This window comes from Pseudomonas sp. MIS38 (assembly GCF_019891575.1).
GTDB classification, from domain to species: Bacteria; Pseudomonadota; Gammaproteobacteria; order Pseudomonadales; family Pseudomonadaceae; genus Aquipseudomonas; species Aquipseudomonas putida_A.
In genome coordinates this window covers 115,012-128,823 of sequence record NZ_JAFLXF010000020.1, presented here as the reverse complement: position 1 = coordinate 128,823, position 13,812 = coordinate 115,012, and the positions used below count along the sequence as shown (strand labels likewise).

General features: G+C 60.7%; 13 protein-coding genes. 12 read left to right on the top strand and 1 reads right to left on the bottom strand.

The window, feature by feature from the left end; all coding sequences use genetic code 11:
- Positions 1-126 precede the first annotated feature (126 nt).
- The gene (epsC, locus tag J1G18_RS21325) at positions 127-1,053 is read right to left on the bottom strand and encodes a serine O-acetyltransferase EpsC (protein ID WP_095137901.1); all 927 of its coding nucleotides are present in this window, start codon (positions 1,051-1,053) and stop codon (positions 127-129) included.
- A 190-nt stretch (positions 1,054-1,243) separates the two neighbouring features.
- On the opposite strand from epsC, the gene J1G18_RS21320 reads away from it, so the two are divergent.
- The 12 genes from J1G18_RS21320 to J1G18_RS21265 all read left to right on the top strand — a co-directional run bounded on the left by J1G18_RS21320 (position 1,244) and on the right by J1G18_RS21265 (position 13,712).
- A complete protein-coding gene (locus J1G18_RS21320) occupies positions 1,244-2,242 on the top strand; it encodes a D-cysteine desulfhydrase (RefSeq protein ID WP_223008409.1) in 999 nt (332 codons plus the stop codon).
- A gap of 332 nt (positions 2,243-2,574) precedes the next feature.
- Positions 2,575-3,375 (top strand): cystine ABC transporter substrate-binding protein, encoded by an 801-nt coding sequence (tcyJ, locus tag J1G18_RS21315; protein WP_223008408.1) that lies wholly within the window; start codon positions 2,575-2,577, stop codon positions 3,373-3,375.
- The gene (tcyL, locus tag J1G18_RS21310; RefSeq protein WP_003220607.1) at positions 3,375-4,040 is read left to right on the top strand and encodes a cystine ABC transporter permease; all 666 of its coding nucleotides are present in this window, start codon (positions 3,375-3,377) and stop codon (positions 4,038-4,040) included. The genes tcyJ and tcyL overlap by 1 nt, the downstream gene beginning before the upstream one ends.
- Positions 4,041-4,044: 4 nt before the next feature.
- Complete coding sequence (gene tcyN / locus J1G18_RS21305; RefSeq protein WP_223008407.1) at positions 4,045-4,794, top strand: L-cystine ABC transporter ATP-binding protein TcyN; 750 nt, start codon at positions 4,045-4,047, stop codon at positions 4,792-4,794.
- A 465-nt stretch (positions 4,795-5,259) separates the two neighbouring features.
- The gene (locus J1G18_RS21300) at positions 5,260-6,024 is read left to right on the top strand and encodes a hypothetical protein (protein WP_223008406.1); all 765 of its coding nucleotides are present in this window, start codon (positions 5,260-5,262) and stop codon (positions 6,022-6,024) included.
- Between the two features lie 395 nt (positions 6,025-6,419).
- Positions 6,420-7,661, top strand: coding sequence for an SfnB family sulfur acquisition oxidoreductase (locus tag J1G18_RS21295; RefSeq protein WP_223008405.1), 1,242 nt, complete (start codon positions 6,420-6,422; stop codon positions 7,659-7,661).
- A 23-nt stretch (positions 7,662-7,684) separates the two neighbouring features.
- Positions 7,685-8,878, top strand: a complete 1,194-nt coding sequence (locus J1G18_RS21290; RefSeq protein WP_139053615.1) for an SfnB family sulfur acquisition oxidoreductase — start codon at positions 7,685-7,687, stop codon at positions 8,876-8,878.
- Positions 8,878-10,236: an LLM class flavin-dependent oxidoreductase gene (locus tag J1G18_RS21285; RefSeq protein WP_223008404.1), complete on the top strand. Its 1,359-nt coding sequence runs from the start codon at positions 8,878-8,880 to the stop codon at positions 10,234-10,236. The genes J1G18_RS21290 and J1G18_RS21285 overlap by 1 nt, the downstream gene beginning before the upstream one ends.
- 121 nt (positions 10,237-10,357) lie before the next feature.
- Positions 10,358-11,167: a MetQ/NlpA family ABC transporter substrate-binding protein gene (locus tag J1G18_RS21280; protein ID WP_098966650.1), complete on the top strand. Its 810-nt coding sequence runs from the start codon at positions 10,358-10,360 to the stop codon at positions 11,165-11,167.
- Between the two features lie 2 nt (positions 11,168-11,169).
- On the top strand, positions 11,170-12,291 hold the full coding sequence (locus J1G18_RS21275; protein ID WP_223008403.1) for a methionine ABC transporter ATP-binding protein: 1,122 nt from the start codon (positions 11,170-11,172) through the stop codon (positions 12,289-12,291).
- On the top strand, positions 12,281-12,925 hold the full coding sequence (locus J1G18_RS21270; RefSeq protein WP_027611182.1) for a methionine ABC transporter permease: 645 nt from the start codon (positions 12,281-12,283) through the stop codon (positions 12,923-12,925). The genes J1G18_RS21275 and J1G18_RS21270 overlap by 11 nt, the downstream gene beginning before the upstream one ends.
- A 157-nt stretch (positions 12,926-13,082) precedes the next feature.
- Complete coding sequence (locus tag J1G18_RS21265; RefSeq protein ID WP_223008402.1) at positions 13,083-13,712, top strand: class I SAM-dependent methyltransferase; 630 nt, start codon at positions 13,083-13,085, stop codon at positions 13,710-13,712.
- Positions 13,713-13,812 lie beyond the last annotated feature (100 nt).

Below are 13,812 nucleotides of genomic sequence, written 5' to 3'. Positions count from 1 at the left end.
CAGGTCATCTCCTTGGCGATGAGCAATGTGTCTATTAAAAAGTGTCCACCATGTCTCCGAACACCTGTCCACCATGTCTCCGGTACATACAGGGAGAGGGCTGGGGTGAGGGTGGCTTTTGATGTTTTACTTCTGCGTCCCGTCATCATGCTGCAGATTGGCCTGAGTCAGGTTGCTCCCCGCCGGCACGCTGCGCGTCAGCCACACATTACCGCCGATGGTCGACCCCTGGCCGATAGTGATCCGTCCCAGAATTGTCGCGCCGGCATAAATCACCACGTCGTCCTCGACAATCGGATGGCGTGGATGGCCCTTCTGCAACTGCCCGTCTTCATCCGCCGGGAAGCGCTTGGCGCCCAAAGTCACGGCCTGATAGATCCGCACCCGCTCGCCGATGATCGCGGTCTCGCCGATCACCACACCCGTACCGTGATCGATGAAGAAACTGCGGCCGATCTGCGCGCCTGGATGGATATCGATGCCGGTGGCCGAGTGCGCAATCTCCGCGCTGATTCGCGCCAGCAACGGCAACCCGGCGCGATACAAATGGTGCGCCAGACGATGGTGAATCACCGCCAGAATTCCCGGATAGCACAGCAACACTTCATCGACGCTGCGTGCCGCCGGATCGCCGTGATAGGCGGCCAGCACGTCGGTGTCGAGCAGGCTGCGCAGGCCCGGCAAGGCCAGGGCGAAATCCTGAATGATGCGGATCGCCTGAGCTTCGACGTCAGCATCGCCTTGAGCGCTGTGCCGGGCGACATAACGCAACTCCAGCCGCGCCTGCGCCAGCAAGGCATTCAATGAGGTATCGAGGGTGTGACCGACATAGAAGTCCTCACTCTCCTCACGCAGATCCACCGGCCCCAGCCGCATTGGGAACAACGCACCACACAGCGCCTCGAGAATCTCGGCCATCGCCGCGCGGGACGGTAACTCGCGACCACCCTGCTCGCCGCTGGCCCGGCCATTCTGGGTACGCCACTGATCCCGCGCGGTACGCAGTTGGCTGACGATGGTCTGCAATTGCCAATGGCTGGAACGCTCGCTCACGGTAAAGACTCCTCACGGGCGGCCGGACGGTCTGGCCGCGTCAACGGCGACTACTTTACGGCATGCCCGTGAGGGCGAATTAAGAACCGATAGTGCTGGACTAAGCACATTTGGCTATAAGCGATTCACGGTTGCCCCGGTAAAACGGCGTGCCTATAGTCCTGTCATCTTTCTCCGCCAGTACGGACTCATGATCAAACAACAGCTGGATCGCTTTAACCGTCTCGACCTGCTCGCCCAACCCACGCCGCTGGAAAAACTTGAACGTCTGTCCGCCTGGCTGGGTCGCGATGTGTACATCAAACGCGATGACCTGACGCCGCTGGCCATGGGCGGCAACAAGCTGCGCAAACTCGAATACCTCGCCGCCGATGCCCTCGCTCAGGGCGCCGACACGCTGATCACCGCCGGTGCCCTGCAATCGAACCACGTGCGCCAGACCGCCGCGCTGGCGGCCAAACTCGGCCTGGGGTGCGTGGCGCTGCTGGAGAATCCGCTGGGCACCGACGACAGCAACTACACCGGCAACGGCAACCGCCTGCTGCTCGATCTGTTCGACACCAAGGTCGAGCTGGTGGACAACCTCGATAACGCCGACGAACAACTCGCCGCACTCGCTGTGCGCATGCGCAGCAATGGCAAGAAACCGTATCTGGTGCCGATCGGTGGCTCGAATGCCCTCGGTGCATTGGGCTACGTACGTGCCGGTCTGGAACTGGCGGAACAGATCAAGGACACCGGCCTGAATTTCGCCGCCGTGGTGCTGGCCTCGGGCAGCGCCGGGACCCACAGCGGTCTGGCGCTGGCCTTGAGCGAAGCGCTGCCGCAGTTGCCGGTGATCGGCGTGACCGTCTCGCGCAGCGAAGAAGATCAGCGCCCGAAAGTGCAGGGTCTGGCCGAGCGCACGGCGGAGCTGCTGGGTGTGAAATTACCAGTGAACTTCAAGGTCGAGTTGTGGGACGAATACTTCGGCCCGCGTTACGGCGAGCCAAATGCCGGGACACTGGCGGCGGTGAAACTGTTGGCCAGTCAGGACGCGGTGCTGCTCGATCCGGTTTATACCGGCAAGGCCATGGCCGGCCTGCTCGACGGGATCGGCCGCCAGCGTTTCGACGATGGCCCGATCATCTTCCTGCACACCGGTGGGGCGCCGGCGTTGTTTGCCTATAAGGATTCGCTGACAAGCTGATCCTCCCAGCTGCAAGAATTTCTGTGGTGAGGGGATTTATCCCCGTTGGACTGCGCAGCAGTCCCCTGCTCTTCAAGTCAGAAGAGAGGGCCGCTTCGCGCCCCATCGGGGATAAATCCCCTCGCCACAATTGATCATCTATATTCGAAATTGGAATAACAGAAAGATCATTAAGTATTTTCAAGTCTAAAGCAGACATCTTATAGTCTCGCCGCAGGCGAATTTCGGGCAAGACGCATAAGCTGCTTTAGGGCACGATAACGCAGTCGTTCAATTCCCGGATTCGCCAACCTTCCTTAAGCGTCTTCCATAAGAAAACACAGGGGCTTGTCATGAATTTTTCCGCACTACGTCGCACTATGCTGGTAGGTTCGCTGGGCCTTGCACTGAGCGCCGGCCTGACCGGCCAGGCATCCGCCGGTGAGCAGCTGCAACAGATCAAGGACAAAGGCGTTATCAACGTCGGCCTGGAAGGCACTTATCCACCGTTCAGCTTCGTTGACGAGAACGGCAAACTGTCCGGTTTCGAAGTCGAACTCTCCGAAGCCCTGGCGCAGAAACTCGGCGTCAAAGCCAAGATTCAGCCAACCAAGTGGGACGGTATCCTCGCTGCGCTGGAATCCAAACGTCTCGACGTCGTGGTCAACCAGGTGACCATCTCCGACGAACGCAAGAAGAAGTATGACTTCTCCGAGCCGTACACCGTTTCCGGGATTCAGGCGCTGGTGCTGAAGGACAAGGAAGCCAAGTTGAACATCAAGACTGCCGCCGATCTGTCCGGCAAGAAAGTCGGTGTCGGCCTGGGCACCAACTACGAACAATGGGTCCGCGCCAACGTGCCGGGCGCTGACGTGCGTACCTACGACGATGATCCGACCAAGTTCGCCGACCTGAACAACGGCCGCACCGACGCCATCCTGATCGACCGTCTGGCTGCCCTTGAATACGCCAAGAAAGCCCCGAAAACCGTGGCTGCCGGTGAAGCGTTCTCCCGTCAGGAATCCGGTATCGCCCTGCGCAAAGGCGAGCCTGAGCTGCTGGCTGCGGTGAACAAGGCTCTCGACGAACTGCGTGCCGACGGTACCCTTGAGAAGCTGTCGAAGAAATACTTCAACGCTGACGTCACCAAATAATGGAAGAAGCTTTCCAACTCGCACTGGATTCCGCGCCCTTTCTGCTCAAGGGCGCGTACTACACGGTCATCCTCAGTCTGGGCGGCATGTTCTTCGGCTTGCTGCTGGGCTTCGGCCTGGCCTTGATGCGCCTGTCGCGCTTCAAACTGGTGAGCTGGATTGCCCGCATCTACGTGTCGTTCTTTCGCGGCACGCCGTTGCTGGTGCAACTGTTCGTGATCTATTACGGCTTGCCGCAATTGGGTCTGGAACTGGATCCACTGCCAGCGGCGCTGATCGGCTTCTCGCTGAACATGGCTGCCTACGCCTGTGAAATCCTCCGTGCGGCAATCGGTTCGATCGAGCGCGGCCAGTGGGAAGCCGCCGCAAGCATCGGCATGACCCGCGCGCAAACCTTGCGCCGGGCCATTCTGCCGCAGGCCATGCGCACGGCACTGCCGCCACTGGGTAACAGCTTCATTTCGCTGGTCAAGGACACGGCACTGGCCGCCACCATTCAGGTGCCGGAACTGTTCCGCCAGGCGCAACTGATTACCGCCCGGACTTTCGAAGTCTTCACCATGTATCTTGCCGCCGCGCTGATCTACTGGATTCTGGCCACGGTGCTGTCGCATCTGCAGAACAAGTTGGAAGAGCGGGCCAATCGGCACGACCAGGAGTCCTGACCCCATGATTGTCGTGGAAAAACTGACAAAGCAGTTCAAGGGTCAAGAGGTGCTCAAGGGCATCGATCTTGAGGTGAAGGAAGGCGAGGTCGTGGCCATCATCGGCCCCAGCGGTTCGGGCAAGACCACGTTCCTGCGCTGCCTGAATTTCCTTGAGGAGCCCACCAGCGGCCGGATCAAGGTCGGCGATATCGAGATCGATACCAGCCGCCCGCTGAGCCAGCAGCAGAGTCTGGTGCGTAACCTGCGCCAGCACGTGGGTTTCGTGTTCCAGAACTTCAACCTGTTCCCCCACCGCACCGCACTGGAAAACGTCATCGAAGGGCCGATCGTGGTCAAGAAGATGGCGCGCGAGCAAGCCGTTGCCCTGGGCATGAAGCTGCTGGCCAAGGTCGGTCTGGCCGGCAAGGAAGATGCGTATCCGCGTCGTCTGTCCGGCGGTCAGCAACAGCGCGTGGCGATTGCCCGGGCGCTGGCGATGGAGCCGGAAGTGATCCTGTTCGACGAGCCGACCTCGGCCCTCGACCCGGAACTGGTGGGCGAAGTACTGGCGACCATTCGCGGTCTCGCTGAAGAAAAACGCACCATGGTCATCGTCACCCACGAAATGGGTTTCGCCCGCGACGTGGCTAACCGTGTGGTGTTTTTCGACAAGGGCGTGATCGTCGAGCAAGGCGAAGCCAAGGCGTTGTTTGCAGATCCGAAAGAAGAACGCACCAGACAGTTTCTCAGCAAGTTCCTGAATCACGCCTGAGATACTTATTGTCTTGAGTCATTAACTTCCATGGACGGAAGTTTTACTTACCGCGCCTGAAAACTTCTAAATTCCTCCAGCTTAAACCTGTCAAAACAATACATATATGTTCTGCAACAGATACAAGTAATCTGCGGCGCGCTTTCGTGCCTGTGAAATGATCTAAATCGACCGGCACAAAAATCGCAAAACTCGCGAAAAACCGTAGTTCCATTCGCCATCACCGCTAGGCAGGATGCCTCATCAGCGTAGGACGCTTCTGATTAATCGGTAATTCACAGATTAACTAAGGCACTCTATTGACACTCTTTCCGGCACGCTCTTATCTAGTCGCCAACCGGCACCCATTAGTTGAATCAACGCTTACTCAGCCCGAACAAAGTTCACGGTTGTATTACCGATTCATCACGCCTTTTGTTGTTTCAAGAAACGGAATTCGCTGCAAGACTTCAAGGAGAGAACCCGATGACCCGCACTTCGCACGCCCCCGAACTGGCAGCGCCGAATCTGGCGTCCGCATCCAAAAACGCCATCAATCTGACCGCTGCCGCGCATTTGCTGATCGATGTCCTGCCCTACTCCGGCATGGACGCCGGTGATCTGATCGAACTGTTCTGGAACAACTGCTACGTCGCCTCGCGAGTCTTGACCAGCGAAGACGTCGGCGCCTCGATCAGCCTGCGGGTGCCGGAAAGCTTTATCGCCAGTGGCACCGCACGGATTCACTATCGAGTGATGCAAGTCGGTCAGGGGCCGGCGCTGTCGGCGGCAACGCGGGTTCAGGTCAAGCTCGACTGCCCCGGCGGCCAGCCTTCGCCGCTGTGCGGTGACGAGAATCAGCAACTGGCGCCCGTCACGCTGCCCGACACCATCCGCCGCCAGGGCGTGAACCCCAATCAGATCAAACGCGGCGTGCCGCTGACCATCGAACCCTACCTGAACATGGCCGAGGACGACGCCATCACCTTGCGCTGGGGCGACGTGCGTATGGACCTGGCCCGGATCACCGCTGCCGATGTTGGCCTGCCGATTCAGGTCTGGGTGCCACCGGCAGTGATCGTCGAGGGCGGTGAGGATCTGCGCCTGGACGTGACCTACTGCGTCATCGACTGGGTGGGCAACAACTCACGCTGGGCGCCGCCCCGGACGCTGAAGATCGGTTGCGTGAATCCTTATCTGAAGGTGCCGCTGCGCCAAGCGCTGAAGGCTGCTGAATCGACCAAGGATTGATGCCGCATTCCTGTGCTCATGGGGCTTTGTAGTGAGGTGATTTAGCGAAACGTCGCACCGCCCCGATGGACTGCGAAGCAATCCCGTTTTTTATGACTCAGAAAAGGCCGCTGCGCGGCCTGTCGGGGATGAATCCCCTCACCACAGGTTGTATTGCCACGGCTGAGAGCCTGTTAACCAACCCGACCACCGCCCCTTCTATACATATTCCTAAAAGTTAGTTTATTTAATATTTATACACGCTTAGGGTATATGAACCGGACCACCGGACATTCTTTCGTTCGCCGCACTTTTGCGGCGTTTTTCATGAGATGTGAGGTAGGTAGTATGGTCCGGAACACAATCACCCCAGTGCAGATCGCCAGGGCATTGCGTGCAGCCAAGGAGCGGCACTGATGTCCAGTCTGGCAGACGCAAATCTCCAGTCTGATCTGGACATCGCCCCACTGTTGTTGCCCGCGCAGGTTTTGCGCAACGACGCCGAAGCCATCAAGGCTGCCCACGAACTGGCGCAGGTTGCCCGTGTGCAGGCCGCCAAACGCGACCGCCAGCGCAAGCTGCCGTGGTCGGAAATCGAACAGTTCACCCGCAGCGGCCTCGGCAGCATTGCCATCCCGCGTGAGTACGGCGGCCCACAGGTTTCATTCGTCACATTGGCCGAAGTGTTCGCAATCATTTCCGCGGCCGATCCGGCGCTGGGACAGATCCCGCAGAACCAGTTCGGCATCATCAATCTGGTACTCGGCAGCGCCACCGAAGTGCAGAAAAAACAGCTGTTCCAGAGTGTTCTGGAAGGCTGGCGCATCGGCAATGCCGGCCCTGAGCGCGGCACCAAAAACACCCTGGAATTGAAAGCGCGCATCACCGCCGACGGCGACGATTACGTGATCAACGGCCAGAAGTTCTACTCCACCGGCGCGCTGTTCGCGCACTGGGTGGCGGTCAAGGCGCTCAATGACGACGGCAAACAAGTGCTGGCCTTCGTCCGCCGTGGCACCCCGGGCCTGCGCATCGTTGATGACTGGTCGGGCTTCGGTCAGCGCACCACCGCCAGCGGCACGATTCTGCTGAACAACGTGCGCGTCGAGTCGAGCCTGGTCGTCGATAACTGGAAAATCAACGAGAAGCCCAATACTCAAGGCGCCGTGTCGCAGCTGATTCAGGCAGCCATCGACGCCGGCATCGCCCGTGGCGCCATCGACGATGCCATCGAGTTCGTCAAAACCCGCGCGCGGCCCTGGATCGACGCCAAGGTCGAGCGCGCCAGCGATGACCTCTACGTGATCGCCGACATCGGCAAGCTGAAAATCGAACTGCACGCGGCTGAAGCACTGTTGCGCAAGGCCGGCAAAGTGCTCGACCAAGTCCATGCCGCGCCGCTGACCGCCGAGTCCGCCGCCCGCGCTTCGATTGCGGTGGCCGAAGCCAAAGTGCTGACTACCGAGATCTCGCTGCTGGCCAGCGAAAAACTCTTCGAACTGGCCGGCAGCCGCGCGACCCTCGCCGAATTCAACCTCGACCGCCACTGGCGCAACGCCCGGGTGCACACCCTGCACGACCCGGTGCGCTGGAAATATCACGCGGTCGGCGCCTATCGCCTCAACGGCACTCTACCGGCTCGCCATTCCTGGATTTAACGACCAGACATCTGGAGAAGCATATGACTTATTCTCACCCCGTCGCGGTCATCACCAGCGATGAGCAAGCCCTGATCGTCGCCAGCGACCTGGCCGAAGATTTCAAACGCGACAGTGCCGTGCGCGACCGTGAACGCCGCCTGCCACTGCCGGAACTCGACGTGTTTTCCCGCTCCGGCCTGTGGGGCATCAGCGTCCCCAAGGAGTATGGCGGCGCCGGTGTGTCCAACGTGACCCTGGCCAAAGTCATCGCCCTGATCGCTCAGGCTGACGGCTCCCTCGGGCAGATTCCACAAAACCACTTTTACGCCCTTGAAGTGCTGCGCGTTAACGGCAGCCACGAGCAGAAACAACGCCTGTACGCCGAGGTGCTGGCCGGCCAGCGCTTCGGCAACGCCTTGGCGGAACTGGGTACCAAAACCGCCCACGACCGCGCCACCAGCCTCAAGCGTGACGGCGACGGCTATCGCATCAACGGTCGCAAGTTTTATGCGACCGGCGCGATCTACGCGCAGCGCATCCCGACTTCCGTGGTCGATGAAAATGGCGTGCAGCAACTGGCCTTCGTCCCGCGTGACAGCAAGGGCCTGACGGTGATCGACGACTGGAGTGGTTTCGGTCAGCGCACCACCGGCAGCGGATCCGTGGTGTTCGAAGACGTCTACGTTGCCGCCGAGGACGTAATACCGTTTCAGAGCGCTTTCGAGCGTCCGACCACGGTCGGCCCGCTGGCGCAGATCCTTCACGCCGCCATCGACACTGGCATCGCTCGCGCCGCTTACGAAGATGCCCTGCACTTCGTGCGCAGCAAGACCCGGCCATGGATCGACTCCGGTAACGACAAGGCCACCGAAGACCCGCTGACCCTGAAGAGCTTCGGCCACTTGAGTATTCGCCTGCACGCCACCGAAGCGCTGCTTGAGCGCTCTGGCGAATTCCTCGACAAGGCCCAGGCCGAGACCAATGCCGAAACCGTCGCTGCCGCGTCGATTGCCGTCGCCGAAGCACGGGCGATCAGCACCGAAATCTCGCTCGCCGCAGGCAGCACGCTGTTCGAACTGGCCGGCAGTCAGGCGACCCTGATCGAGCACGGCCTCGACCGTCACTGGCGCAACGCCCGGGTGCACACCCTGCACGACCCGGTGCGCTGGAAGTATCACGCGGTGGGCAATTACTACCTCAACGATGAAAAGCCTCCGCTGCGAGGAACGATCTGATGAGCGGCGCAAAAAAGAAGATCCTGCTCAACGCGTTCAACATGAACTGCATCGGCCACATCAACCACGGCCTGTGGACGCATCCACGCGACACGTCGACGCGCTACAACACCATCGAGTACTGGACAGAACTGGCGCAGTTGCTGGAGCGCGGGCTGTTTGACGGGCTGTTCATCGCCGACATCGTCGGCGTGTACGACGTCTACCAGAACTCGGTGGACGTCACGCTCAAAGAGTCGATCCAGTTGCCGGTCAACGACCCGCTGCTGCTGGTGTCGGCAATGGCCGCCGTGACGAAAAATCTCGGCTTCGGCCTCACCGCCAACCTCACTTACGAGCCGCCCTATCTGTTCGCCCGACGCATGTCGTCGCTCGATCATCTGAGTCGTGGTCGGGTCGGCTGGAACATCGTCACCGGTTACCTCGACAGCGCCGCCAAGGCCATGGGCCTGCGCGAACAGGTCGAGCATGACCGGCGCTACGATCAGGCCGACGAGTACCTCGAAGTGCTCTACAAACTCTGGGAAGGCAGTTGGGAAAACGGCGCGGTGCTCAATGACCGTGAGCAGCGCATCTACGCGCAGCCGGAGAAGGTGCACAAGGTCGAGCACCACGGCGAGTTCTATCAGGTCGAGGGTTATCACCTCTGCGAGCCGTCGCCGCAGCGCACACCCGTGCTGTTCCAGGCTGGCAGTTCCGATCGTGGATTGCTGTTCGCCGGGCGTCACGCCGAGTGCGTGTTCATCAGCGGCCAGAACAAGCCGTCGACCAAAGTGCAGGTGGACAAGGTCCGCGCCAGCGCCGTCGAAGCCGGACGCAATCCCGAGGATATCAAGGTGTTCATGGGCCTCAACGTGATCGTCGGCGCGACCGAAGAGGCCGCGTGGGCCAAGCACGCCGAGTACCTGAGTTATGCCAGCGCCGAGGCCGGCGTCGCGCATTTCTCAGCCTCCACCGGCATCGACTTTTCCCAGTATGAAATCGACGAACCGATCCAGTACGTCAAGAGCAATGCCATCCAGTCCGCGACCAAGAACCTGCAGAACAACGACTGGACCCGACGCAAATTGCTCGATCAGCACGCCCTCGGTGGCCGCTACATCACCGTGGTCGGCTCGCCTGAGCAGGTGGCGGATGAACTGGAAGCGTGGATCGCCGAAACCGGGCTGGACGGCTTCAACCTGACGCGCATCGTTACCCCGGAAAGCTATGTCGATTTCATTGAGCTGGTGATTCCGGAGCTGCAACGGCGTGGGTCGTACAAGACTGCGTATGACAGCGGCAGTTTGCGCGAAAAGCTGTTTCACGGGGCGGCGCAACTCCCTGAGCAACACATCGGGTCTTCATTTCGCCGCTAAAAGCTTCGCGAGCAAGCCCGCTCCCACAGGGGGAACGCATTCCAAAATGTGGGAGCGGGCTTGCTCGCGAAGAGGCCCGACCAGACACCACAAAATTCATGCACTGACTGGAAACCACACCATGACCAAGAAACTTCTGTCCCACCCAGTCAAAGCACTGGCCCTGGCCTTCGGCCTTTTCAGCTCGGCGGTGTTCGCCGCCGATGCACCACTGAAAATCGGCACCACCGCCGCCTTCGCCATTCCACTGGAAGCCGCCGTCGAAGAGGCCTCCAAACAAGGCCTGAAAGTCGAGCTGGTGGAGTTCACCGACTGGATCGCACCGAACGTCAGCCTCGCCGCCGGCGACATCGATGTGAATTACTTCCAGCACATCCCGTTCCTCGAAAACGCCAAGGCCGCCTCCGGTTTTGACCTGGTGCCGTTCGCCCCGGGGATCATCAACAACGTCGGCCTCTATTCGAAAAAATACAAAAGCTTCGACGAGTTGCCTGAAGGCGCCAGCGTCGCCATCGCCAACGACCCGATCAACAGCGGTCGCGGTCTGCAACTGCTGGCCAAGGCTGGTCTGATCACCCTGAAACCGGGGGTCGGCTACAAGGCCACCGAAGACGACATCGTCGCCAACCCGAAGAAGATCAAGATCCTGCAAGTCGAAGCCGTGCAACTGGTGCGCGCCTACGATGACGCCGATCTGGTCCAGGGCTACCCGGCCTACATCCGTCTGGCGAAAACCTTCGATGCCGGCTCGGCGCTGCTGTTCGACGGTCTCGACCACAAGGAATACGTGATCCAGTTCGTCATCCAGCCCAAGAGCAAAGACGACCCGCGCCTGATCAAATTCGTCGACATCTACCAGCACTCGCCGGCCGTTCGCGCCGCGTTGGATAAGGCTCACGGCAAGCTGTATCAGGCCGGTTGGGAAAGCTGAACATGACGGCCGCGATCCAACGGCGACTGGAGATTCCAGAGCCAGAAAATGCTGAAAAAACCGAACTGCATCCCGAGCTGAATCGCGCCCACGTGCGCTTCATCGGCCTGGGTAAAACCTACGAAGGTCGACAAGGCCCGGTCGCGGCCCTGCAAGGCATCGATCTGGCGATCCAGCGCGGCGAGGTGTTCGGCATCATCGGGCGCAGCGGCGCCGGCAAGTCGTCGCTGATCCGCACGATCAATCGTCTGGAACAACCGACTGCGGGGCGGGTGTTGATTGATCAGGTCGACATCGGCGGGTTCGATGAAGACCGGCTGGTCACGCTGCGGCGTCGCATCGGCATGATCTTCCAGCACTTCAACCTGATGTCGGCCAAGACCGTGTGGCAGAACGTCGAACTGCCGCTGAAAGTCGCGGGTGTACCGAAGGCGCAACGCGAGCAGAAGGTGCGTGAACTGCTCGAACTGGTCGGCCTGCAAGCCAAGCACAAGGCTTACCCGGCGCACCTTTCCGGCGGGCAGAAACAGCGTGTCGGCATCGCCCGCGCATTGGTGCATGACCCGGACATTCTGCTGTGCGACGAAGCCACTTCGGCGCTCGATCCCGAGACCACTCAGTCGATCCTCGGCCTGCTGCGCGAGATCAACCGGCGCCTCGGCCTGACCATCGTGTTGATCACCCATGAAATGGCGGTGATCCGCGAAATCTGCGACCGCGTGGTGGTCCTGGAACACGGGCGGATCGTCGAGCAAGGCCCGGTCTGGGAAGTGTTCGGCAATCCGCAGCACGAGGTCAGCCAGACCTTGCTCGCGCCGCTGCAACACGCACTGCCGGAAGAATTGCAAAGCCGTCTGCATGCTCAGCCACCCTCCCCGGGCGCGGCGGTGGTGCTGCGTTTGCAGTTCACTGGCAGTGCCGCCGACGAGCCGGATCTGGCGGCGCTGTTCGCCGCTCTCGGCGGACGCGTGAAGTTGCTGCAGGGCGGCGTTGAGCGGATTCAGGGCCACGCGCTGGGACAACTGTTGCTGGCGGTCAGCGGCTCGGCCCTGAGCGCCGAACAATTGCGCGAGCGCGCCGGGCAGTGGGCGCAACGAGTGGAGGTATCGGGTTATGTGGTTTGATCGTTTGCTCCAGGGTTTCATCGACACCTTCCTGATGGTCGGCGTGTCGTCGCTGATCGCGTTGCTGGTGGGAATCCCGATGGCGGTGATTCTGGTCACCAGCGACAAGGGCGGCATCTATCAGGCGCCGCTGCTCAACCGGGCGCTGGGCGCGTTCGTGAATCTGTTCCGCTCGATCCCGTTTCTGATTCTGATGGTCGCGCTGATTCCATTTACCCGACTGATTGTCGGCACCACGTACGGTGTGTGGGCGGCGGTGGTGCCGCTGACCATCGCCGCGACGCCGTTCTTTGCGCGGATTGCCGAAGTGAGTCTGCGTGAGGTCGATCACGGCTTGATCGAGGCGGCGCAGGCCATGGGCTGCCGGCGCTGGCACATCGTCTGGCACGTGCTGTTGCCTGAAGCGCTGCCGGGGATTGTTGGCGGGTTCACGATTACGCTGGTGACAATGATCAACTCGTCAGCCATGGCCGGGGCGATTGGTGCCGGTGGTTTGGGCGATATCGCTTACCGCTACGGTTATCAGCGTTTTGACAGCCAGATCATGCTGACGGTGATTGTGTTGCTGGTGGCGTTGGTGGCGGTGATTCAGTTGGGTGGAGATCGTCTGGCACGGGGCCTGAACAAGCGCTAAGTCATGCCGCACCTCTGAAACCGCTATCGCGAGCAGGCTCACTCCTACAGGGGACGCATTTCAAATGTAGGAGTGAGCCTGCTCGCGATGGGCTGCGCAGCGGCCCCGCTGGTTGGCGTATATTCGGCGAATCCCAACTGCCGCGCAGCCCTCGACCATGAAGCAAACCCCCACCGATCTGGAACAGATCACCGCCACCACCCTCGGCCACTACAACTCGGTGGCCGAAGACTTCCGCGAAGGCACCCGCGACCACGATGTCAGCCAGAACATCGACGCGCTGCTACGGCATATCCACGGCACTGCGCCGTTCACAATTCTCGATTTCGGCTGCGGCCCGGGGCGTGACTTGCAGACGTTCACCCGCATGGGCCACGTCGCGGTCGGCCTCGATGGCACGCCGGAATTTGCGCGCATGGCCCGCGAGGACAGCGGTTGCGAGGTCTGGCAGCAGGACTTTCTGAAGCTCAATCTGCCGGCCGAGCGCTTCGACGGGATCTTCGCCAATGCGGTGCTGTTTCATGTGCCGTTGCAGGAGTTGCCGCGTGTGCTCGGGCAGCTGCATGGCACGCTGAAACCGGGCGGGGTGTTGTTCAGTTCCAATCCTCGCGGGGATAACCGTGAGGGCTGGAACGGGCCGCGCTATGGTTCGTACCACGATCTGGAAGCGTGGCGCGGGTTGCTCACGGCAGCGGGGTTTGTCGAGCTTGAGCATTACTACCGGCCGGCGGGATTGCCGCGCGAGCAACAGCCTTGGCTGGCCAGCGTATGGCGTAAATCTGCGTAGTCAGTTCTGACGCCTTCGCGAGCAAGCCCGCTCCCACAGTTGGAATGCGTACCCCCTGTGGGAGCGGGCTTGCTCGCGAATAGAGTGCGCAGCACTCGCT